At 66.0% G+C, this 21683-nt stretch carries 15 protein-coding genes, 2 rRNA genes and 1 pseudogene; 5 read left to right on the forward strand and 13 right to left on the reverse strand.

Features of this window, described 5'->3' with window-relative positions; translation table 11 throughout:
- Positions 1–158: 158 nt before the first annotated feature.
- From HBK84_RS11315 to HBK84_RS11335, 5 genes are all read right to left on the reverse strand, one after another.
- Positions 159–3286: ribosomal RNA gene (locus HBK84_RS11315) — 23S ribosomal RNA — on the reverse strand.
- Between the two features lie 437 nt (positions 3287–3723).
- A 16S ribosomal RNA gene (locus tag HBK84_RS11320) occupies positions 3724–5255 on the reverse strand.
- Together the 16S and 23S rRNA genes form the textbook arrangement of a ribosomal RNA operon.
- A gap of 588 nt (positions 5256–5843) precedes the next feature.
- A complete protein-coding gene (locus HBK84_RS11325; protein ID WP_167318931.1) occupies positions 5844–7679 on the reverse strand; it encodes an AMP-binding protein in 1836 nt (611 codons plus the stop codon).
- A 71-nt stretch (positions 7680–7750) separates the two neighbouring features.
- Positions 7751–8992: an acyl-CoA dehydrogenase family protein gene (locus HBK84_RS11330; RefSeq protein ID WP_098055340.1), complete on the reverse strand. Its 1242-nt coding sequence runs from the start codon at positions 8990–8992 to the stop codon at positions 7751–7753.
- 23 nt (positions 8993–9015) lie between these two features.
- Entirely contained in the window at positions 9016–11115 is a 2100-nt protein-coding gene (locus tag HBK84_RS11335) for a 3-hydroxyacyl-CoA dehydrogenase NAD-binding domain-containing protein (RefSeq protein ID WP_167318932.1), read from the reverse strand.
- Between the two features lie 141 nt (positions 11116–11256).
- Between HBK84_RS11335 and HBK84_RS11340 the strand changes: the two genes are divergently transcribed.
- Positions 11257–11811 (forward strand): GNAT family N-acetyltransferase, encoded by a 555-nt coding sequence (locus tag HBK84_RS11340; protein ID WP_094067136.1) that lies wholly within the window; start codon positions 11257–11259, stop codon positions 11809–11811.
- Here the strand turns inward: HBK84_RS11340 and HBK84_RS11345 are convergent.
- The 4 genes from HBK84_RS11345 to HBK84_RS11360 all read right to left on the reverse strand — a co-directional run bounded on the left by HBK84_RS11345 (position 11775) and on the right by HBK84_RS11360 (position 14783).
- A complete protein-coding gene (locus HBK84_RS11345; protein WP_098055335.1) occupies positions 11775–12647 on the reverse strand; it encodes a TetR/AcrR family transcriptional regulator in 873 nt (290 codons plus the stop codon). The genes HBK84_RS11340 and HBK84_RS11345 overlap by 37 nt on opposite strands.
- Before the next feature lie 100 nt (positions 12648–12747).
- The gene (locus HBK84_RS11350) at positions 12748–13662 is read right to left on the reverse strand and encodes an SMP-30/gluconolactonase/LRE family protein (protein ID WP_167318933.1); all 915 of its coding nucleotides are present in this window, start codon (positions 13660–13662) and stop codon (positions 12748–12750) included.
- Positions 13659–14108, reverse strand: coding sequence for an acyl-CoA thioesterase (locus tag HBK84_RS11355; protein WP_084118111.1), 450 nt, complete (start codon positions 14106–14108; stop codon positions 13659–13661). Before HBK84_RS11355 ends, HBK84_RS11350 begins: the two co-directional genes overlap by 4 nt.
- A gap of 441 nt (positions 14109–14549) precedes the next feature.
- The gene (locus HBK84_RS11360) at positions 14550–14783 is read right to left on the reverse strand and encodes an AMP-binding protein (RefSeq protein WP_085108455.1); all 234 of its coding nucleotides are present in this window, start codon (positions 14781–14783) and stop codon (positions 14550–14552) included.
- Positions 14784–14985: 202 nt separating this feature from the next.
- On the opposite strand from HBK84_RS11360, the gene HBK84_RS11365 reads away from it, so the two are divergent.
- The 3 genes and pseudogenes from HBK84_RS11365 (at position 14986) to HBK84_RS12925 (ending at position 18420) form a co-directional block, all read left to right on the forward strand.
- The gene (locus tag HBK84_RS11365) at positions 14986–15777 is read left to right on the forward strand and encodes an SDR family oxidoreductase (protein ID WP_206069156.1); all 792 of its coding nucleotides are present in this window, start codon (positions 14986–14988) and stop codon (positions 15775–15777) included.
- A gap of 52 nt (positions 15778–15829) precedes the next feature.
- Positions 15830–17107, forward strand: coding sequence for an MFS transporter (locus HBK84_RS11370; protein ID WP_167318934.1), 1278 nt, complete (start codon positions 15830–15832; stop codon positions 17105–17107).
- 74 nt (positions 17108–17181) lie between these two features.
- Positions 17182–18420, forward strand: a pseudogene (locus tag HBK84_RS12925) (serine hydrolase domain-containing protein).
- A gap of 77 nt (positions 18421–18497) precedes the next feature.
- Here HBK84_RS12925 and HBK84_RS11385 read toward each other — a convergent pair.
- Entirely contained in the window at positions 18498–18677 is a 180-nt protein-coding gene (locus HBK84_RS11385; protein ID WP_206069229.1) for a hypothetical protein, read from the reverse strand.
- Between the two features lie 128 nt (positions 18678–18805).
- A complete protein-coding gene (locus HBK84_RS11390) occupies positions 18806–19690 on the reverse strand; it encodes an SDR family oxidoreductase (RefSeq protein WP_167318937.1) in 885 nt (294 codons plus the stop codon).
- Between the two features lie 224 nt (positions 19691–19914).
- Between HBK84_RS11390 and HBK84_RS11395 the strand changes: the two genes are divergently transcribed.
- A complete protein-coding gene (locus tag HBK84_RS11395) occupies positions 19915–20238 on the forward strand; it encodes a hypothetical protein (RefSeq protein ID WP_240918996.1) in 324 nt (107 codons plus the stop codon).
- A gap of 124 nt (positions 20239–20362) precedes the next feature.
- Here the strand turns inward: HBK84_RS11395 and HBK84_RS11400 are convergent, their stop codons facing one another.
- Positions 20363–20989, reverse strand: a complete 627-nt coding sequence (locus HBK84_RS11400; protein ID WP_240918997.1) for a MarR family winged helix-turn-helix transcriptional regulator — start codon at positions 20987–20989, stop codon at positions 20363–20365.
- Positions 20986–21657, reverse strand: coding sequence for a CE1759 family FMN reductase (locus HBK84_RS11405; RefSeq protein WP_144932693.1), 672 nt, complete (start codon positions 21655–21657; stop codon positions 20986–20988). The genes HBK84_RS11400 and HBK84_RS11405 overlap by 4 nt, the downstream gene beginning before the upstream one ends.
- Positions 21658–21683 lie beyond the last annotated feature (26 nt).

Raw genomic sequence — 21683 nt, forward strand, 5'->3', positions numbered from 1 at the left:
GAAACCATGGGGTCCCGTGTTTCGTGGACCAAGCTTTATTATATTACCAACCACTACCCCCAGCCCACCCATCAGCCCACAGGCTGGGGGGTGGGGGGTTGTTGGTGGTCAACCACATGGTGGACGCGAACATCACATTCTTCGAATGAAGGCTGTGTGTGTAGAAGTCTTCGGTGTATTAGTACCAGTCAGCTCCACGTCTTGCAACGCTTCCACATCTGGCCTATCAACCCAGTCGTCTACTGGGCACCTCACACCCCACAAAGGAGGTCAGGAAATCTCATCTCGGAGCAAGCTTCCCGCTTAGATGCTTTCAGCGGTTATCAATCCCGAACGTAGCTAATCAGCGGTGCTCCTGGCGGAACAACTGACATACCAGAGGTTCGTCCGTCCCGGTCCTCTCGTACTAAGGACAGGCCTCCACAAATTTCCAACGCACGCAGCGGATAGGGACCGAACTGTCTCACGACGTTCTGAACCCAGCTCGCGTACCGCTTTAATGGGCGAACAGCCCAACCCTTGGGACCAACTCCAGCCCCAGGATGCGACGAGCCGACATCGAGGTGCCAAACCATGCCGTCGATATGGACTCTTGGGCAAGATCAGCCTGTTATCCCCGAGGTACCTTTTATCCGTTGAGCGACGGCCATTCCACAATGTACCGCCGGATCACTAGTCCCGACTTTCGTCCCTGCTCGAGCTGTCACTCTCACAGTCAAGCTCCCTTGTGCACTTACACTCAACACCTGATTGCCGACCAGGCTGAGGGAACCTTTGGGCGCCTCCGTTACTCTTTAGGAGGCAACCGCCCCAGTTAAACTACCCATCAGGCACTGTCCCTGACCCGGATCACGGGCCGAAGTTAGATATCCAGAGTGACCAGAGTGGTATTTCAACAACGACTCCACCACCACTAGCGTGACGGCTTCACAGTCTCCCACCTATCCTACACAAGCCACACCGAACACCAATACCAAACTATAGTAAAGGTCTCGGGGTCTTTCCGTCCTGCTGCGCGAAACGAGCATCTTTACTCGTACTGCAATTTCGCCGAGTTCATGGTTGAGACAGTAGGGAAGTCGTTACTCCATTCGTGCAGGTCGGAACTTACCCGACAAGGAATTTCGCTACCTTAGGATGGTTATAGTTACCACCGCCGTTTACTGGGGCTTAAATTCTCCGCTTCAACCCCGAAGGGTTTAACGAGTCCTCTTAACCTTCCAGCACCGGGCAGGAGTCAGTCCGTATACATCGTCTTACGACTTCGCACGGACCTGTGTTTTTGATAAACAGTCGCTTCCCTCTAGCCTCTGCGACCCCGACCAGCTCACACCGCGTGGGTGTTCACCAACCAGGGCCCCCCTTCTCCCGAAGTTACGGGGGCATTTTGCCGAGTTCCTTAACCATGATTCTCTCGAACGCCTTAGTATTCTCTACCTGATCACCTGTGTCGGTTTAGGGTACGGGCGACTAGAACCTCACGTCGATGCTTTTCTTGGCAGCATAGGATCACCGAATTCCCTCACCTAAGAGAGTCCCATCACATCTCAGGCCCATGACCCGCGGATTTACCAACGGGTCGCCCTACATGCTTAGACCAGGACAACCATCGCCTGGCTCGGCTACCTTCCTGCGTCACACCTGTTAACACGTTTACCTCCCCGGATCAGGTCCCACGCTCCCCACACACTCCCGTGACCGTAAACGGCCACGGATCGTGATGGTTCGGGTGGTTAGTATCCCCGGTTCGATAGGGTCGGTTCTTCGTCGGTACGGGAATATCAACCCGTTGTCCATCGACTACGCCTGTCGGCCTCGCCTTAGGTCCCGACTCACCCAGGGCAGATTAGCTTGACCCTGGAACCCTTGATCATCCGGCGGACGGGTTTCTCACCCGTCTATCGCTACTCATGCCTGCATTCTCACTCGTTGAGGTTCCACCACTGGGTCACCCCGCAGCTTCACTACCCCAACGACGCTCCCCTACCCACAACACCACCTCAACCACAAACGGCTCGGCTATACGGTGTCATGCCACAACTTCGGCGGTGTACTTGAGCCCCGCTACATTATCGGCGCGGAATCACTTGACCAGTGAGCTATTACGCACTCTTTCAAGGGTGGCTGCTTCTAAGCCAACCTCCTGGTTGTCTAAGCAACTCCACATCCTTTCCCACTTAGCACACGCTTAGGGGCCTTAGTTGATGGTCTGGGCTGTTTCCCTTTCGACTATGAAGCTTATCCCCCACAGTCTCACTGCCACGCTTACACTTCACCGGCATTCGGAGTTTGGTTGACGTCAGTAACCTTGTAGGGCCCATCAGCCATCCAGTAGCTCTACCTCCGGGAAGCAACACGCAACGCTGCACCTAAATGCATTTCGGGGAGAACCAGCTATCACGGAGTTTGATTGGCCTTTCACCCCTACCCACAGCTCATCCCCTCCATTTTCAACTGAAGTGGGTTCGGTCCTCCACGCGCTCTTACACGCGCTTCAACCTGGCCATGGGTAGATCACCCCGCTTCGGGTCTAGATCACGCCACTACACAACGCCCTATTCAGACTCGCTTTCGCTACGACTACCCCACACGGGTTAATCTCGCGACGTAACACTAACTCGCAGGCTCATTCTTCAAAAGGCACGCTGTCACCCCAAAAGGCTCCAACGGCTTGTAAGCACACGGTTTCAGGTACTATTTCACTCCCCTCCCGGGGTACTTTTCACCATTCCCTCACGGTACTGATCCGCTATCGGTCATCAGGAAGTATTCAGGCTTACCAGGTGGTCCTGGCAGATTCACACGAGATTTCACGGGCCCCGTGCTACTCGGGAACAACGTCACACCACGCACACCACGGTTTCGTCTACGGGACTCACACCCCCTACGGTCTGGCACTCACCACCAGTTCGACTACCACAGCGCCACAGCGCCCGGGGTGGCGACCCCGAGAACAACGCATCCCACAACCCCGATCATGCAACCCTCGCCAGGTATCACACACAACCGGTTTAGCCACCATCCGCTTTCGCTCGCCACTACTCACGGAATCACTATTGTTTTCTCTTCCTATGGGTACTGAGATGTTTCACTTCCCCACGTTCCTCCTCGCACCCTATGAATTCAGATACGAGTGACCACGCATGATACGCAGCCGGGTTACCCCATTCGGAGACCCTCGGATCACAGCTCGTTTATCAGCTCCCCGAGGCTTATCGCAGATTTCCACGTCCTTCATCAGCTCCTGATGCCAAGGCATCCACCGTGTGCCCGTAACAACTTCTACGCCACACAACACAAAATAATCATCAAAGAACACACCACACACACCCACCACACCACCACAACCAGGAATCCGAAAACCCCTCGACCGTGATCATCGTGTGACCAGATGCACGCGGCGTCAAAGATGCTCGCGTCCACTATGTAGTTGACAAACAACAACCCACCAACACCACACACCCACCACAATGGATGCGTCAGTGTCCCAGGAAACCAACCAACGTAACTTGTTGATCGACAACCCAACAATGTGCCACCACGAACCCCCACACACACCACCACCAACCATCCAAGCCGGCAGTGTTCCCGTGTGCGTAGTATCCGTGTCCGCTTGCTGATATTCCACCCATGAGCAAAACACCCACCACCGACTCAACGGCGCACCACGATCTCGTGGTCTGTGGGGCCACCAGCCACCCGGCCGGTTAGCGTGCTCCTTAGAAAGGAGGTGATCCAGCCGCACCTTCCGGTACGGCTACCTTGTTACGACTTAGTCCCAATCGCCAGTCCCACCTTCGACGGCTCCCCCCACAAGGGTTAGGCCACCGGCTTCGGGTGTTACCAACTTTCGTGACTTGACGGGCGGTGTGTACAAGGCCCGGGAACGTATTCACCGCAGCGTTGCTGATCTGCGATTACTAGCGACTCCGACTTCACGTGGTCGAGTTGCAGACCACGATCCGAACTGAGACCAGCTTTTTGGGATTAGCTCCACCTCACGGTATCGCAACCCATTGTACTGGCCATTGTAGCATGCGTGAAGCCCAAGACATAAGGGGCATGATGATTTGACGTCATCCCCACCTTCCTCCGAGTTGACCCCGGCAGTCTCCTATGAGTCCCCACCATCACGTGCTGGCAACATAGAACGAGGGTTGCGCTCGTTGCGGGACTTAACCCAACATCTCACGACACGAGCTGACGACAACCATGCACCACCTGTACACCAGCCCCACAAGGAGGAAAACCCATCTCTGAGCCGATCCGGTGTATGTCAAGCCTTGGTAAGGTTCTTCGCGTTGCATCGAATTAATCCGCATGCTCCGCCGCTTGTGCGGGCCCCCGTCAATTCCTTTGAGTTTTAGCCTTGCGGCCGTACTCCCCAGGCGGGGCACTTAATGCGTTAGCTACGGCGCGGAAAACGTGGAATGTCCCCCACACCTAGTGCCCAACGTTTACGGCATGGACTACCAGGGTATCTAATCCTGTTCGCTCCCCATGCTTTCGCTCCTCAGCGTCAGTAACAGCCCAGAGACCTGCCTTCGCCATCGGTGTTCTTCCTGATATCTGCGCATTTCACCGCTACACCAGGAGTTCCAGTCTCCCCTACTGCACTCAAGTCTGCCCGTACCCACTGCACACCCGGGGTTAAGCCCCGGGCTTTCACAGCAGACGCGACAAACCGCCTACGAGCTCTTTACGCCCAATAATTCCGGACAACGCTTGCGCCCTACGTATTACCGCGGCTGCTGGCACGTAGTTAGCCGGCGCTTCTTCTGCACGTACCGTCACTTTCGCTTCTTCCGTGCTGAAAGAGGTTTACAACCCGAAGGCCGTCATCCCTCACGCGGCGTCGCTGCATCAGGCTTGCGCCCATTGTGCAATATTCCCCACTGCTGCCTCCCGTAGGAGTCTGGGCCGTGTCTCAGTCCCAGTGTGGCCGGTCACCCTCTCAGGCCGGCTACCCGTCGTCGCCTTGGTAGGCCATTACCCCACCAACAAGCTGATAGGCCGTGAGCCCATCCACAACCAGTACAAACCCTTTCCACCCCCCACCATGCGACAGGAGGTCATATCCAGTATTAGACCCAGTTTCCCAGGCTTATCCCAGAGTCAAGGGCAGGTTACTCACGTATTACTCACCCGTTCGCCACTCATCCACCCAGTGCAAGCACCAAGCTTCAGCGTTCGACTTGCATGTGTTAAGCACGCCGCCAGCGTTCGTCCTGAGCCAGGATCAAACTCTCCGTCAAAAAACATTCAACAGAAACCACCCCACCACCACACCAAACAGCGCAGCAGAACCAGGGCAGGATCCCAGCTGACACCCAACACCCCCAGGAAACGGGAAAACACCCAGGAGACTGTCAGGCCATCAACCAAAAACAAAAAACTTTGGTATCAACAAACTAGACACACTATTGAGTTGACAAACAACAAACCACACCTAAGCTCTTATTCAGAGCCATGAGTTGGAAGTTTTGGTCGCCGCTGATTCGGAACGCTTTTCGCTGTCCTTGCGGCAACTCGACTAGCTTATCCGTTCCCTGTTTCCTTCGCAACTCGGCGTTCGCACGCCGTTGCCGTTCGGAAGTCGGGGAGGTAGCTGGTCGGCCTGCCGGACCAGCGGTTCGCTGTTCGTCCTTGCGGCGACTCGGAATACATTACACACGCCCGCGGGACTGCGCAAAACGGCCCTGGGGTGGGCCCGCCACCCCCTGGCTGCGTTCGCACGCGGCGTCGTCGCCCGTCCCGCGCCGGGCATTGGAACCGCGCCCGCAGACAACGGCCGCATAATCACGTGGCCGTGGTCGCGCAATCGCGTTGCCCGGGTGGCTGCTTCAGTCCCGCAGGAGGTTCTTGCGCACCTTGCCCGTGGCCGTGCGCGGCAGCTCGTCACTGAACACGACCGAGTCCGGCACCTTGAACCCGCTGAGCTGGTTCCGGACGTGGTCGCGCAGTTCCTCCTCCGTGACCGTGGACCCGTTCACCCGCACCACGTGCGCGACCGGGCGTTCGCCCCACTTCTCGTGAGCTACCCCCACGACGGCGACGTCCGCGACGTCCGGATGCGAGTAGAGGGCCTGCTCCACCTCGATGGACGAGATGTTTTCCCCACCGGAGATGATGATGTCCTTGGCGCGGTCCCGCAGCTGGATGTAGTTGTTGGGGTGCATGACCCCCAGGTCACCCGTGTGGAACCACCCGCCCTCGAATGCCTTCCGCGTGGCGGGTACGTCCTTGTAGTAGCCGATCATCACGTTGTTGCCCCGCAACACCACCTCCCCCACGGTCGTACCGTCCGCCGGCACGTCCTCGAGGGAATCGTCCACCACGCGGGCGGATTCCGCCTGGATCATGGCCACGCCCTGCCGGGACATCTGCTGCGCCCGCTCCCGGGGCGAGAGCTCACGCCACTGTTCCTGGGGTTCGCAAATGGTGATGGGGCCGAAGACCTCGGTGAGCCCGTACACGTGGACGATGTCGAAGCCCGCGCTCTCCAGCCGCTCGATGATGCTCGGCGCGGGCGGGGCCCCGGCGGTCGTGATCCTGATGGTGTGTTCGAGTGGGTGAGCCTCCGAGGCGTCCACGATGATCGAGCACACGGCCGGCGCGCCGCACAGGTGGGTGATGCCCTGCTCGTCGAACGCGCGCCAGATCTCGTCCGCGCGCACGGCCCGCAAGCACACGTGCGTGCCGCCCGCGGCGGTCACGGCCCACGTGGTGCACCACCCGTTGCAGTGGAACATGGGCAGGGTCCACAGGTACCGCGTGGCGCCGGTGAACCCATTGTGGAACACCTCCCCGAGGCTGTTCAGGTACGCCCCGCGGTGGCTGTACAGCACCCCCTTGGGGCGCCCCGTGGTGCCGGAGGTGTAGTTCAGGGTGATGGGCGCATTCTCGTCCGCGACGCCGTAGCCGACGCCGCCGTCGTTGCCGCCCGACGCACCCGGTCCTGCCGGCTGGGCGGGCTCGACGTCCATGAACTCCTCGAACGTGGGCACTCCCGACCCCGCGCCGTCGCGAACGGGGTGCACGTCCGCCTGCGGGTCGTCGATCTGCACGAGCGTCACGTCCGACCCGTCACCGAGGGCCTGTGCGACGGTCTCGAGCACCGAGGTGTCCGCGAGCACCACGCGGGCTTCGCAGTGCTCGAGGATGTAGCGCAGTTCCCGCGCGCTCAGTCGCGGATTGAGCGGCACCAACACCGCCCCGGCCGCCGGCACGGCGTAGTGGGCCATGAGTGTCGCGGGAAGATTGGGCGCGATCACCGCGACCGTGGGCCACGAGCACTCCAGCAGCTCCGCGCCCTGGAACGATTCGTTCCCCTCACCCGAGGCCCCCGCGGATCGCTCGGACCCGGCAGTGTCACCCGACTCGGCAGTTCCGGGCGAACCGCCCGTGACCGCTGACCCGGCGGACTCACGCGACCCGGCGGACTCGGGCGACCCAGCGGCGTCGTCCGATCCAGCGGACCCCCGGGAAGCAGCGCCCGCCGAGCCGTCGGAACCGGACAGCAGCGGCAACAGCGCCGTGGCGAACCGGCGCACGTCTCGTTCGAACTGCTCGTAGCTCCACACCCGCGAGCCGTGCACGATCGCCGGGCGGTCGGGGAAGACCTCGGCGCTGCGCTCGAGGAAGCGCAACGGGGTCAGCGGCTCGGTGTTCGCGAACATGGTGCTCCTGAACGGTCATGGCCCGGCACGCGCCGGACGGGCGCGAACCGGGCCGTGTGGGCATGAGCGGATCAGTTGTAGGCGGAGAATCCCGTGATCGACTTGCCGATGATCAGGGCCTGCACCGTCTCTGTCCCCTCGTAGGTGTGCACGGCTTCCACGTCCGCGAAGTGACGTGCAACACGGTTCTCCAACAGGATGCCATTTCCGCCGAGCAGATCGCGAGCGTTGGCTGCGACCTGGCGTGCCGTGCGGGTGGCCGTGTACTTGGCCAGCGAGGCCTGGTGCCCGGTCAGGGTCCCGGCCTCCTCCTTGCGGGTCATCGCCATTACGAGCGTCTGGATGGAGGTGAGCTCGCTCAGCATGCGGGCCAGGCGCTCCTGCACGATCTGCGACGCCGCGAGCGGACGGCCGAACTGCACGCGCTGCGCCGCGTACTGGACCGCGGTCTCGTAACACGCCTGCGCGTGACCCACCGCGGCCCACCCCACGCCGATGCGGGTCGCGAAGAGGACCGAGGCTGTGTCCCGGAAGGAGCGGGCGTTCGGCAGGACGTTCTCGGTGGGGACGAACACGTTCTCCATGCGGATCTGGGCCTGGTGGATGGCCCGCAGGGAGAGCTTCCCGCGCATGGTGGTACCCGTGTAGCCCTCGGAGTCCTGGGGCACCACGAAACCGTGGACCGCGCCGTCCTCGTCGCTGCGGGCCCACACCACGGTGATCCCGCCCATGGACCCGTTGCCGATCCACTTCTTCTCACCGTTGAGGACGTGGCCGCCATCCACGGGGGTCGCTCGGGTCTCCAGGCCGATCGAGTCCGAACCGTGGGCCGGCTCGGTGAGCGCGAAGGAACCAAGCAGCTTGCCCGCGGCCATGTCCGGGAGCCAGCGGTCCTTCTGCTCGTCGCTGCCGCACATGGCGATCGAGCGCATGGCCAGGCCACCCTGCACACCGGCCACGGTGGACACCGATCCGTCCCCGCGGGCCAGTTCCATGGTCACGAGACCCGCGGCGAGCTTGGACATGTTGTCCATGCCCGGGACCGCCACGCCGTCGCGCAGCAGGTCCAGCTCGCCCATCCGGGTCACGAGATCCAGGTTGTACTCGCTCTCGTCCCAGTACCGGGCGATCACGGGCAGGACGTCTTCCTGCACGAAGGACCGGGCGCGCATCCAGTGGGCGCGGTCCTCGTCCGAGACGTCCGTGAAGACCCCCGCCTCGTCCGTTCCCAGGGCCTCGGTGAGCGTGTATTCCGGTTCCAGCGTGCCCGCGGGGAAGTTCTCCGAGGTGGGTGCCGTGTTCTCAGTGGTCATGACTGGTCCTTCGCGATCAGGGGTTACTGCTGGGCGGCGTCGAAACGCCGACCGCGGACGCGCTCGGCGGCGCCGGTGCGGTCCAGGTAGGGGGTGATGCCGCCCAGGTGGAACGGGTAGTTGGCGCCCAGGATCATGCACAGGTCCACGTCCCGTGCGGAGGCGACCACGCCCTCGTCGAGCATGTGCCCGATCTCGTCCGCGAGCGCGTCCTGGACGCGCGTGAGCAGCTCTCCCCCGGCGCCGTCGTCCGACGACGCCGCAACGCCGCTCTCCTGCCGCGTGCGCTCGAGTGCATCGTGGGCCTCGGGCGAGAGGTAGGTCTGCGAGGTCTCGCCGCGCGCGGGCAGCGTGTGGGTCAAACCGGCGTCCGCGACGGCGTCGAGCCACGGGGAGAGGGTGAACCGGTCCGGGTAAGCGTCGTTCATGGTGTGCGTGATGTGCACGAGCACGGCCGGGCCCACGAAGTCGAGCAGCTGCAGCGGTGTCATGGGCAGCCCCATGGGGGCGAGGGCGTGGTCCACGGTCTCCGGATCGCCACCGGCGTCCATGGCGCGGCCAATCTCGTCGAACATGCGGGTCAGCACGCGGTTGACCACGAAGCTCGGGGCGTCCTCCACGCGCACCGCGATGCGCCGCAGCTTGGCGGCGAGGTCGAACGCGGTGGCCAGGGTGGAGTCGTCCGTCTGCTGCGCGGAGATGATCTCGAGCAGCGGGGTGACCTCCACCGGGTTGAACACGTGGAAGCCCACGAGCCGCTCGGGGTGCTTCAGGTCCCGGCCCATGGCCGTGACGGACAGGGACGAGGTGTTAGTCGCGAGGATCGCGTCCTCGCGGATCACGGGCTCCCACTGCGCGAAGACCTGCCGCTTCACCTCGAGCTCCTCGAAGACGGCCTCGATCACGAAGTCCGCGTCCGCGAGGTCCTGCGGGCTCTCGGCCCCCGAGATCAGGGAACCGAGCTGCTCCGCCTGCTCCGCGCTCATGCGGCCCTTCTCGGCCTGGGCGGTGAAGCGGTCGCGGGTGCGCTGCACGCCCGTGGCGAGGCGCTCGTCGTCGAGGTCGGTCATCACCACGGGGACCCGGGCGCCCTGGGCGAGGAGGGACGCGAGCTGACCCGCCATGAGTCCCGCGCCGATCACCGCCGCCTTCTTGATCGGGCGCACGGCAGCGTCCGGGACGTTCGCGGCCTGTTTGCTGCGGGCGCTCACGAGTTCGAACGCGTACAGGGACGCGCGGGCGGCGTCGGACTGCACGATCGAGCTGAAGAGCTGGACCGCGGCGGCGCCGTTGGCCTGGCGGGTGTCCGTGCGCGCACGGCCCACGAGGTCGATTGCGGCCACCGGGCCGGGAGCGGCACCGTGCCACGCGGCGTGGGCCTTGGCGGCAGCCTTGTCCACGGCGGCCTGCCAGGTCTGTTCGTCGGCGGCGGCGCGGCGCGGTTCGTGCTTGCCCTCGAGTGCCTCCACGACCCAGCGTTGCCACGCCGTCTCCCACTCGTCCGTGCCGGGGGCGGCGTCCAGGACGGCGTCCACGAGACCGATCTCCGCGGCCTTGGCGGGCTTGAGGTTCCGCCCGCGCATGGAGTCCGTGACGATGATGTTCAGTGCCGCCTCAGCGCCCACCAGGTGCGGCAGCAGGTAGACGCCGCCCCAGCCCGGAAAGAAGCCCAGCCGGCACTCGGGCAGACCCATGGGTGCCTTGCCGGACGTGGCCAGGCGGAAATCGGTGTGCAGCGCGAGTTCCAGACCGCCGCCGAGGGCCACTCCCGTGATGAGCGAGAACGTGGGAACGGGCATCTCCGCCAGGACGCCGAAGGCCTCGTGCCCGGAGCCGATGTAGTCCTCCGAACCCCCGTCGAACTGTGCGGCGCGGATCTCCTTGAGATTGGCGCCTGCGCCGAACGACTTCTCGTTGCCCGTGACCACCACGGCCTCGACCTGCGAGGTGTCAATGGCCGATAGCTCCCGGCGCAACTCGCGCATGGCCTCCGAACCCCAAATCACGAGCCCGTTGGGCTCGGTGGAACCCAGGGACACCAGGGCGATCGGTCGTTCCCGCCCGGGCAGGACGGGACGGGTCACGTCGATGGTCACGGTGGACGGGAAGGTCTGTTCGCTCACGCTTGGCTCCTGTGTCTGGGCGAAAGGTGGTGTGGCCCACAGTATCGCGAGAACAGTCTGACGTGAGACTGCGTCTCACGTCAAGACATTCAGTGTCACCCGGCCCCCGGATGCCCGGTACGTCCTGGATAGGCTGATCCGGTGACTCTCCAGCTGCCGCTGCACTCGGACCGCTTGCGCTTCCGCTGGCCCACCGATGCCGACATCGAGCCCATGCACTCCTACCAGTCCCGCGAGGACTACGCCATGCATGCATGGCGCGAACCCCGCGACATGGACCACGTGATCAGGACGGTCGAGGCCAATCGCGAACCCGGGTCCTGGTCCTCCGACGGTGACAGCCTGCGGGTCGCGATCTCCCCTCACGACTCCGACGAGCTCGTGGGCGAGATCGTGCTGACCCTCGTGGACGCGGAGTCCGCGCAGGTGGAGATCGGTTGGGCGTTGCACCCGGACCACACGGGCAAGGGGTACGCCGCGGAGGCCGCGCGCACCGCCGTCGACGCCGCGTTCGAGCACCTCGGCGCGCACCGCGTCTTCGCGCGCCTGGACAGTCTCAACGTGGCGTCCGCGAAGGTCTGCGAGCGCGTGGGCATGCGCCAGGAGGCGACCCTGCGGGAGAGCCACTACCAGTTGGGCGAGTGGCGCGACGAACTCGTCTACGCGGTGCTCGTGTCTGAGCGACGCGCGGACTGATCCGCCGCGGGGACACGCACCTCGCCGGAAGGTCGCGCCCCGGCAAACCCGCCGCCCTCGGAGGCGTCCTGCTCCCCACCGGGCCGGGCATCCCGCGCGAGCTGCACGCCGCCCGGGGCCAGGGCCTCGTACACCGAGCGCGCCGTCCGCTCGGCGACGTCCCGCGCGTCGACCCCCTCGGGGACGATGACGACCACGGGCGCCGTGCCAGCACCGTCGTCCGCGGAGCGAAGTTGCTGAACCGGGCGCCCGGGAACGAACGAGAGCCCGAAGAGGGTGCACAACCACGCGATGCGCCGATTGAGTCCCGCGGCCAGCCGCTCGCCGTCCGAGGCCTGGGGATCGTGCAACCACGTGCGCAGGTAGGCGTTGTGCACGGCCACGATGGCGGAGGCCAACGAGATCGCCGTGACCCGCCGGTCGGGGCCGTCTGGCAGGACGCGGCGCAGGAACTCCCGGAACACCCGCTCGTACCGGTGGGACGTGGCGAGCTCCCGGTCCCGCAACGCCTCGACCCGCTGCAGCAGTCGGTGTCGTGCGAGCGCACGGTCCGCGTGGTCCAGGTTGTACCGGAACACGAGCTGCACGCCCTCACTCACCCCCGCCTGGGCGGTGAGGTGCGGGCGGTTGAGCAACTGCTCCAGCCGCTCCAGGTTGGACGCGTGATCCGCGAACACGATGTCCTCCTTGGACCCGTACTTGCGGAAGAACGTGGCGCGACTGACCCCCGTGGCGTGCGCGAGCTGGTCCACTGTGGTGGCGTCGTAACCCTGCGCAGCCAACAGTCGGATCGCTGTGGTGACGGCGTCGCCGCTCACCCCGGGTGCGGTACTCATCTGGCCTCCTGCGGTGATGGTAACCGTGCGGCGAGGCCGCCGCGGTGCGGCGACCACGTCCGCGGGCCGCGCCGGTCCGGGAGCCGGCCCGCCGACGCGCTCAGCCCCCGAAGGCCTGCGTGACCTGGCCCGGGACGGACACGCGCACCGAGTAGAGGGAACCGGCGGTGGGCTGGACGCCGTCCGGGAGGTCCTCGCGCGACGTCGTGATGTACAGCGTGCGCAGGTCCTCACCACCCAGCGTGCACGCGGTGGTTTGCGTGGCGCCCACGGCGACGACGGTGTCCAGGGCCCCGTCCGGGAGGTAGCGGTGGACCTGCCCCGCGCCGTAGAGGGCGACCCACACCGCGCCCTCGGAGTCCACGGTCAACCCGTCCGGGCTCACCGAGACGCGGCCCGGCTCGTAGCTCTCCTCCGGGTCCGTGGCGGCCGCGGCGGCGTGGTCGTCCAGGACGGGCGCGACGAACGTGCGACGGTTCTGCAGGCCGGCCTCGGGGCTCCAGTCGAAGACCGAGACCTCGTGGGTGGGGGTGTCGTTGTAGTACGCGAGGGTGCCGTCCGGGGACCACGCGATCCCGTTGGAGATGCTCACGTTCTCGAGGACGGGCTGCCACGACAGATCCGGCGCGACCCGGTACAGCGTGGCCGCGCCCTCGGTCTGCTCGTACGCCATGGACCCCACGTAGAAGGAGCCGTCGGGGGCCACACCGCCCTCGTTCATGCGGATCTCGGGGTCCCCCCACATGGGGATCTCCCGCTCCACTGCGCCCGTGGGATCGGTCAGGACCACTCCCCGTTCCACCGCGATGATCTGCCCACCCGAACGGCGCGGACGCACACACGCGGCCACGGCGTCCACGTGCTGGCGGCGCGGCTGGTCGTCCGGGGTGAACGTCATGACGTCCCCGGCGAGCATGTCCACCCAGGCCAGCCCGTTCCATTCCTTGCTCCAGCACGGCCCCTCACCGTGGTGCATCCACGACGGGGTGATCCTCTGGGCGGTGAGCTGCTTCACGACTGCGACCTCCTGGGGCTGTTGTGGGCGGGGAGCGACATGCTGGGAATCCTGTCGCGGTCGTACGTGATCTGCGTGTACCCGTGCGGGGCGGGCTTGCCGTCCTCCCCGAGGTTCACGAACACGATCTTGTCGATGCTCAGGATCAACTCGCGGGTGATCATGTTGCGCACCTGCGCCCGCATGGTCAACGAGGTGCGTCCGAACGTAGTGGCACTGAGGCCCATCTCGATGATGTCCCCCTGCACCGCGGAGGAGACGAACTCGATCTCGGACATGTACTTGGTGACCGCCCGCTGATTACCCAATTGCACGATCGCGTAGATCGCCGCTTCCTCGTCGATCCAGCGCAGCAGCGATCCCCCGAACAGGGTGCCGTTGGCGTTGAGGTCTTCCGGCTTGACCCATTTGCGGGTGCGGAACGAGATGTCACCGTGGTGCTGCATGCCCCCAGCCTAGGGGACCGCCTGGAGACCGGGCAGCGAACGGCCCAGCTGGCGGGGACCAGGAACGTGGTGTCCACCCCGTAGTGCTCGATGTCCGCGAGCACTTGCGAGGGCACGAATGTCCTGCGCACCAGGGTCGTGTTGCCCCGCACAAGCGCGCGCACGGTGAACGAGTTCAATGCACCGATGTGGAACAGCGGCGCCGTCGCCCCCCGAAGCCTCCCCGCCCCGCGAACCGTCCGGGATCCAGGGCACGGCGGGGTCCGTGTCCATGACGACGCTGCCGCCCTCGTAACCCTCCGCGAGCGGCAGTGCCGTCTCCAGGACGGGGACGTGACCGGGCTCCACGATGGTCACCGCGGGGGTCGATCGGGTGTGCAGGCCCGCGACCTCGCGCGGGGCGAGTCGGAAGTTCAGGGGCTCGAAAACCGCGCCGAGCCATTACGCGGCGAACATGGTGCGCAGGAAGACCTCGGAGTTCAACCCCAGTGAGGCGACCCGGTCCCCGGTGCCCACCCCGGAACGCGCGAACGCGCCCGCGAGACGCCGCACGCTCTCGGTGAAGTGGGCGTAGTCCACCGTCTCGTCCTCGTAGATCACTGTGGGGTGCTCGGGGCCGTAGCGCGCCTGGTAGAGCAGACCTCGCACGGGGTTGATGTTCACGGGGTGGCTCATGGCGGCTCCTGACATGGGCACGGGCACCCCGCAAGTCCCCCGAGTGATATGCGCCACCCTAGCAAGCGGTCACGGCGTTGTGGTCACTGCATCGGTGATGCACACTGGTCCAGCCGTCACGTGTCAGCAGCATCCGTCATGGGCCCCGGCTCCGCGATCCTCACCCGTTCGCGCGGCGGTCCCGGTGTGGAAGGAAATCCTCATGTCCGATCAACGCCCCCTTGCCATGGTCACCGGTGGTTCCTCCGGCATCGGGTTCGAACTGGCCAAGCAGTTCGCCCGGCACGGCTACGACGTCGCCCTGTCCGGTTCGAGTGACCGCGTCCATGAGGCGGCCAGGAGCATCGAGGAGCTCGGCGCACAGGCCTACCCGTTCCAGGCGGACGCCGCCACCTACGACGGTGTCGAGGGCTTCTGGAACTTCGTGGCCGAGCTGGGTCGTCCCCTGGATGCCGCGGCCCTCAACGTCGGTATCGGACTGGGCGGGGCGTTCATGGACACCGACCTCCAGGACGAGTTCCGGCTCATCGACATCAACGTCAAGGGCACCGTGCACATGGCCAAGCGCGTCGTGCAGCACATGGTCCCCAACGGCCACGGGCGCATCCTCATCGTGTCCTCCATCTCCGCCACGACGCCCACTCCCTACGAGACCGTCTACGGCCCCTCCAAGGCATTCGGTTTCTCCTTCGCGGAATCATTGCGCGAGGAGTTGCGTGACACCGGCGTGACGGTCACGGCGCTCTTGCCCGGTGCCACGGACAGCGACTTCCACTCCAACGCCGGCATGGACAACACGGCGCTCGGGCCGGGCGCCACCAAGAACGACAAGGTCCTCGTGGCCCAGCAGGGCTTCGAAGCATTGCTCAATGACGTGGACGAGGTCGTGGGCGGCGATGAGGAGACGAAACAGACCCGCGAGGACAACCGCACCACCCCCGAGCCGGTGAAGGCGCACCGGCAGGCGGAACTGACCCGCCCGCGCGGCGACTGAGAGCGGGACGCAAACCGGTGATGATGGTGCGTTCGTCCGTCATGATGCGTGCATGACCGAAACCTCCACGGCCTCCACCGCGCAGACACCCGACCCCGGGCCAGAGTTCCAGCGCAAAGTGCTGACCGTGCTGGCGCTGGGCCAGATCCTGGGTGGGCTGGGAACGGGTGCGACCCTCGCGTTGGGTGCCCTGCTCGTCACGGAGGTCTCCGGGAGCAGTGCGGTGTCCGGGTTGGCGGCCACCATGAACACCCTGGGTGCCGCCATTCTGGCCATCCCCCTGGCGCGGTTGGCGCAACGTCGTGGTCGGCGGATCTCCCTGACCACCGGCGCCCTCGTGGCGGTTGCAGGGGCGGCCGTGATTGTGGCCGCCGCCGCGCTGAATGTTTTCCCGCTGCTGCTCGCGGGCATGGGATTGCTGGGCTCCGGGATGGCTCTGAACCTGCAGTCCCGCTTCGCCGCGACCGACGTCGCTCCCGCGCGTACCCGCGCACGCGACCTCTCGCTCATCGTGTGGTCCACGACCGTGGGCTCCGTGGTGGGCCCCAATCTCTTCGGGCCCAGCGAGACACTCGGGCGGGTGCTGGGGCTGCCCCAGTTCACCGGCGGGTTCGTGATCGCACTGTGTGCCCAGGTGCTGGGGGCCATCGTGTACTTCATCGGATTGCGCCCGGACCCGCTCAAGGTCGCCCTGTCCCGCGGTGAATCGGTGGCCTCCACACCCAGCCCGGCCGGCGGGTTCACCCTTTTGCGCACCGTCCCCGCGGCTCGGCGCGCGGTGCTCGTGGTGGCCCTGTCCCACGCGGTGATGGGGGGTCTCATGTCCATGACGCCCGTGCACCTCACGACCCACGGGGCCACGCTGTCCGCGGTGGGGCTGACCATCTCCCTGCACGTGGCGGGGATGTATGCCCTTTCCCCCGTCTTCGGCTGGCTCGCGGACAAACTCGGTCGCGCCGCCACGGTACTCGCGGGCCAGGCCCTGTTCGCGGTCGCGCTCGTGCTCACATGGTTGGGCGCCGACCACCAGGGACTCGTGTTGGCGGCCCTGATCTTGCTGGGACTGGGCTGGTCCGCGTCCACGGTGTCCGGGTCCACGATGGTCACCGAGTCCGTGGCGACCCACGACCGCCCCGGACTGCAAGGAACCTCCGACCTCACGATGAACCTGTGCGGCGCGGCCGGTGGGGCCCTCGCGGGGCCGGTCCTGGCGCTCGTGGGTTTCTCCGGACTCGGCCTGATGGCCCTCGTGTTGGTGGCAATCACCACGGTGACGGCGATGCGCTCGCTGCGTTCCGGGAGCGACACCCCGAATCCGGCTGAGGCCTGAATCGCCCCTGGTGCATCGGCATACCGTTCAACAAGTTGTGAGTCACATCATAATGAGCTGAAAGGATCCTCACCGTGCTCCCCAACCGTCGCCAACTCCTGACGGGCGCCGCCGTCGCGGCGCTCGCCACCCCGGCATTCACGACCGGTGCCGCGGCAGCGCCGTCGAAGATCGCGTTCAACACCGCCGGGATCGACGCCGCCCTGGCCAACCTCGTGCGCGACGGCGCCGTGGGCGTGACCACCTCGGTCGTGGGCCCGGGCGGGACCTATCTGAGCGCCGCCGGCAAGCGGGACCTGCAGAAGGACAGCGCCCGGCCCCAGGACCGCGCGCGGATCGCCTCGATCACCAAGGCGATGATCGCGGTGCTCGTGATGCAGCGCATCGAGGCGGGGCAATGGACTCTGCGCACGACCATCGACCAGGTCACCCCGGGGCTCTACCCGGGCCACGGCGGCGTGACCGTGGCGCAACTGATGAACCACACCTCGGGCATGCCGGACGGGATCTACTCCTTGCTCCCGGACCGGGAGTGGTACACGTGGACCATGCAGGACCTGGAGGCCGCGGTGGTCCCGTACCACTCCGAGCAGGAACTCGTGGAACTCAGCCGCAGGCTGCCGTGGGAGTTCGAGCCCGGGACCGGCTGGTCCTAATCCAACGTCGGGTACGTGGTGCTGTCCATGTTGCTAGAGGCCGCCACGGGGCCGCGCATCCAGGACCTCGTGCGGGACCGGGTGTTCAAGCCCGCCAAGATGCAGCAGTCACGGCTCGAGGAGTCCACGCTGGTCCGAGGCCGCTACCTCCTGCCGTACGGCAAGTTCCAGGCCGGGCTGGCGCCGCTGCCACTGGTCAACCCGTCCATCTTCTCCGGCGCGGGCGGGGTGTACGCGACCGCGGAGGACATCACCGACTTCACCGGCGCCCTCATGACCGGACGGTTGCTGCGCAAGGACCTCGTGGACGCCATGGTCACTCCCGTGGGCGCGGCTCAGCAGGCGCGCTACGGCTACGGTCTCTACCTCATCAACGGTCCCTGCCGCACCGCGGCGGGCACCCCCGAGGTGCTCATCGGTCACGACGGCGCCGGGTTCGGCACCCGTGCGGTGTCCTTCACCACGCGGGACGCCTCCCGCCGGATGGCCCTGGCCTACACGGGCCGCTCCTACGTGGAGGAGGGTCCGGACCCGGATGCGGCCATGAACGCCGCGCTCATCGCGGGCTTCCGTGCCACGTGCCCGACGAGCGCCCCGACCACACCGGCTTCCGGCAAGGGGCCGGCCTCCGGCGGCGCGGGCTCGCTACGGTTGTAGCGCCGAGCAGGCCGTAGTACCGCGCCGACCGTTGTGTCACGTCGGCCGTGGTTTCACACCAGGGGGTGCATCGGGCCTCAGCGACCGGTGCGCTCCCGGTGTTTGCACCCGGGCCAGCAGCACGGGCGGCGCTTGCCCTCGTGCATTTCCTCCTCGGTGCGCCGGATCCGCCGCTGCCGGGTCTCCGGCTTCTTGGCGTCCGTCACGTTCGTCGCATTCTCCGCGGGCGACGCCGCAGTCCGGGTCGTGTTGGTCATGGTTCTCTTCCTGCGCTGTCACCTGTCGCCGTGGATCCCCGGCAAGCAGCAGCGTGCCACGCAACGGATCGAAGACGTCCACTACTCGATTCATGAATATCCGGGGCGACGCCCCGCCCCCACCGGGCTCACGCCAGGTAGAACCCACCGTCCGAAGTGAGGACCTGGCCGACGATCCATGCGCCGTCGTCCGTGGCGAGCCAGCCGATGAGGTTCGCGGGATCGCTCGGCGCCCCGAAGCGGCCGAACGGGGTGCCGTCGATCAACTCCTGGATCTGACCGAGTGGACGGTCCGTGGCATCGGGGGACAGGTACCCGGTGTCCACCGGTCCGGGGTTCACGGTGTTGAGCACGATGCCGAGTTCGAGCAGCTCCGCGGCCACGGTCGCGGTGACCCCGGCGAGCGCGGCCTTGCTCGTGGCGTACGCGACCTCGCCGCGCATGGGCCCGTGCCCCTGTCCCGAGGTCATCCAGAAAACCCGCCCCGTCGGTGCGGTGAACCTCCGCTCGCGGTCGCCCCGGATGCGTTCTCCCGGCCGCGCCGGAGCGGTCGGGGCGTCGGCCTTGAGGAGCGCGAACGCCCGGGTCAGCAGCAGCGTGGAGCGGGTGTTGGTCTGCCAGAACGCGTCCAGCGCCTCGGGGGTCATGTCCAGGATGGAGCCGTCCCCACCGCTCCTGGCGTGGTTGCACACGAGGATGTCCAGCGACCCGGTGAGCTCGCTCGCGGCATCGATGAGCGGTTGGATCCGTCCGGGGTCCCGCAGGTCCGCGCTCATCTGCCCCAGCCGCGCACCCTCGGTGAGTTCGGCCCGCAATGCGCTCACGACGCCGCTCAGATCGTCCGCACCCCATGGCTGGTCCTCGTCGTGCGGGCCGTAGTGGTGGATGAATACACTCGCGCCCAGCCGCGCGAAGGTGCGGGCAACGGCGAAGCCGATGCCGCGGCGTCGTGACACCCCGGTGACCAGCGCCGTTCGACCGCGCAGGGGCAAGGTTCCGGGTGAAGCCGTCATGAATCCAGTCTGCCAGCGCCGCTTACTGAGACCGGATCGATGGATTGTCTCAATAAGACTCCTACTGAGACAATCAGGATCAGCAGCTCCATCAAGGAGCACCATGGCCACCTCCAACTGGCCCGCGATCGGCCACGAGCTCGCAGATCGAGAATCTCACCGTCCGGGCCCGGAAGTTGTCATTGGCCGCGGTGGGCGCGCGCATCGGAGGGAACGCGGAGCTGGTGGCCCGCACCGTGAAGGCCATGCGCGCCGCCATTGCCGCGGCCTCGCATCTGGATTCCCGACGCCGCGTCACGGCACCGCTGCGCGCGGTCGCCGACCTGTGCTGCTCCGAACCCGCGTTCACGGCGAGAATGGTGGAAAACCTCGCGGGCATTTCCAAAGCCACGGCCTACCGCACGGTCGATGCGCTCACTGACGCCGAGCTGTTACGACAGGAGCCGTCCATCAAGGTGCGGGGCCAGAAAGCGTGGGTGGTCCCGGCCGTGGTGAAGGCCCTGGACGACTTCGTCGAACGGGCCGGGCGCAGGACGTTCGGCTCCTGACCCCGGAACGGCGTGATGCCGCCCCACTGCATAACAGGATCGACTCCTGCACAGCGGGGCGGCATCCTTCATGGGCGACTTCGGGATCACGGCCGCCACCCGGGCGATCCCGAGGTGGCCGGGGTTAACCCAGCAGCCCACCCACCCGGCGCATGAGGTCGGCCAGGCGAGCGGCGTCGTCGTCCTGGAGTGCGGAGAAGAAGAGCTCCTGGACGTCCCGCGCGTGGGCGGGGCGCAGTGCGCGGAAGGCGCGCAGGCCCTCGGCGGTGAGCACCGCCTCGAAGCCGCGGCCGTCGCACTCCACGCGACGGCGTTCCACCCAGCCGCGCTTGCCCAGCACACCGATCTGGTAGCTCAACCGCGACGGCGAGAAGATCAGGCGGTGCGCCAGCTCACCCATGCGCATCCGATGCTCGGGCGCGCTGTAGAGCAGCAGGAGCAACTGGTAGTCCATGAGCGAGCAACCGTGATGCTTGAGCCGCTCCTCGATCCGGGCGGTGAGCAGCGCGGTGGTCTCGAAGTAGACCTGCCACGCGTCCCAGTCCTGCCGGGACGCGTCCGAGATACCCGCACGCGCCGCATCATCGAGGGATTCCGCGCCACCGATGCATGCCGCGCCGGTGGTGTCCGCGCCGTCCGAACCCGTCACGGTCTCGGACGGCGCGGTCTCGGCTTGCGCGGTCTCGACGTGCGCGGACCCGGACGGCGCAGCCTTGGACGAAGCAACGGCGCGGGTGGCCGTGTCGCTCACGATCCCACCGAGGCCAGCAGGCTCGCGAAGTCGGGGACGTCACTGAACTCATCCTTGACCTCGCGGCGCAGACCCGGCCGAGCGGCGTCGCCATGGGAGACGCCGTCCGTGGAACCGGCACTGCCCTGCGAGCCCGCGAGCAGCATGGCGCCGAGCGAGGCGCCCACGCGGTCGATCCGGCGCTGCAGGTCGTTGTGGCCCCAGTCCTCGGACGCCGCGTAGATGCCCAGGGGCAGCACGAGGGCCTTGAGGTAGCTCAGCAGCGGCCGCATGGCGGTGTCCAGCACGAGCGAGTGCCGCGGGGACCCGCCCGTAGCGGCGACCACGGTGGGCAGGTTCTCGAGCGCGGACTCGTCGATCACGTCGAAGAACTGCTTGAACAGCCCCGAGTAGGACGCCTTGTACGTGGGCGACGCCGCGATCAGGCCGTCCGCGGTGAGCACGGTGTCGATCGCGTCCTGCACGGCGCGCGAGGCCACGTGGGTGATCATCATGTCGGTCAGCCCGTGGGCCAGATCTCGCAGCTGGATCACCTTGATGTGCACGTGCTGCCCGGCGTTCTCGACCGTGGTGCTCGCGGCCTGGGCGATCGCCTCGCCCAGGCGCGTGGTCGTGGAGTCCTCCGACAGTCCCGCGGTCACCACCGCGAGGTTCAACCGATCGGTCATGGTGTCCTTCTCTCTGACGTGGTACG

Source organism: Kocuria sp. KD4 (assembly GCF_011769905.1).
GTDB lineage: Bacteria > Actinomycetota > Actinomycetes > Actinomycetales > Micrococcaceae > Kocuria > Kocuria marina.

Coding starts and splice junctions, on each gene's coding strand:
- HBK84_RS11325 (WP_167318931.1), bottom strand. CDS start 7,679: ATGTTCGCGAACACCGAGCCGCTGACCCCGTTGCGCTTCCTCGAGCGC.
- HBK84_RS11330 (WP_098055340.1), bottom strand. CDS start 8,992: ATGACCACTGAGAACACGGCACCCACCTCGGAGAACTTCCCCGCGGGC.
- HBK84_RS11345 (WP_098055335.1), bottom strand. CDS start 12,647: ATGAGTACCGCACCCGGGGTGAGCGGCGACGCCGTCACCACAGCGATC.
- HBK84_RS11355 (WP_084118111.1), bottom strand. CDS start 14,108: ATGCAGCACCACGGTGACATCTCGTTCCGCACCCGCAAATGGGTCAAG.
- HBK84_RS11360 (WP_085108455.1), bottom strand. CDS start 14,783: ATGAGCCACCCCGTGAACATCAACCCCGTGCGAGGTCTGCTCTACCAG.
- HBK84_RS11365 (WP_206069156.1), top strand. CDS start 14,986: ATGTCCGATCAACGCCCCCTTGCCATGGTCACCGGTGGTTCCTCCGGC.
- HBK84_RS11370 (WP_167318934.1), top strand. CDS start 15,830: ATGACCGAAACCTCCACGGCCTCCACCGCGCAGACACCCGACCCCGGG.
- HBK84_RS11385 (WP_206069229.1), bottom strand. CDS start 18,677: ATGACCAACACGACCCGGACTGCGGCGTCGCCCGCGGAGAATGCGACG.
- HBK84_RS11390 (WP_167318937.1), bottom strand. CDS start 19,690: ATGACGGCTTCACCCGGAACCTTGCCCCTGCGCGGTCGAACGGCGCTG.
- HBK84_RS11405 (WP_144932693.1), bottom strand. CDS start 21,657: ATGACCGATCGGTTGAACCTCGCGGTGGTGACCGCGGGACTGTCGGAG.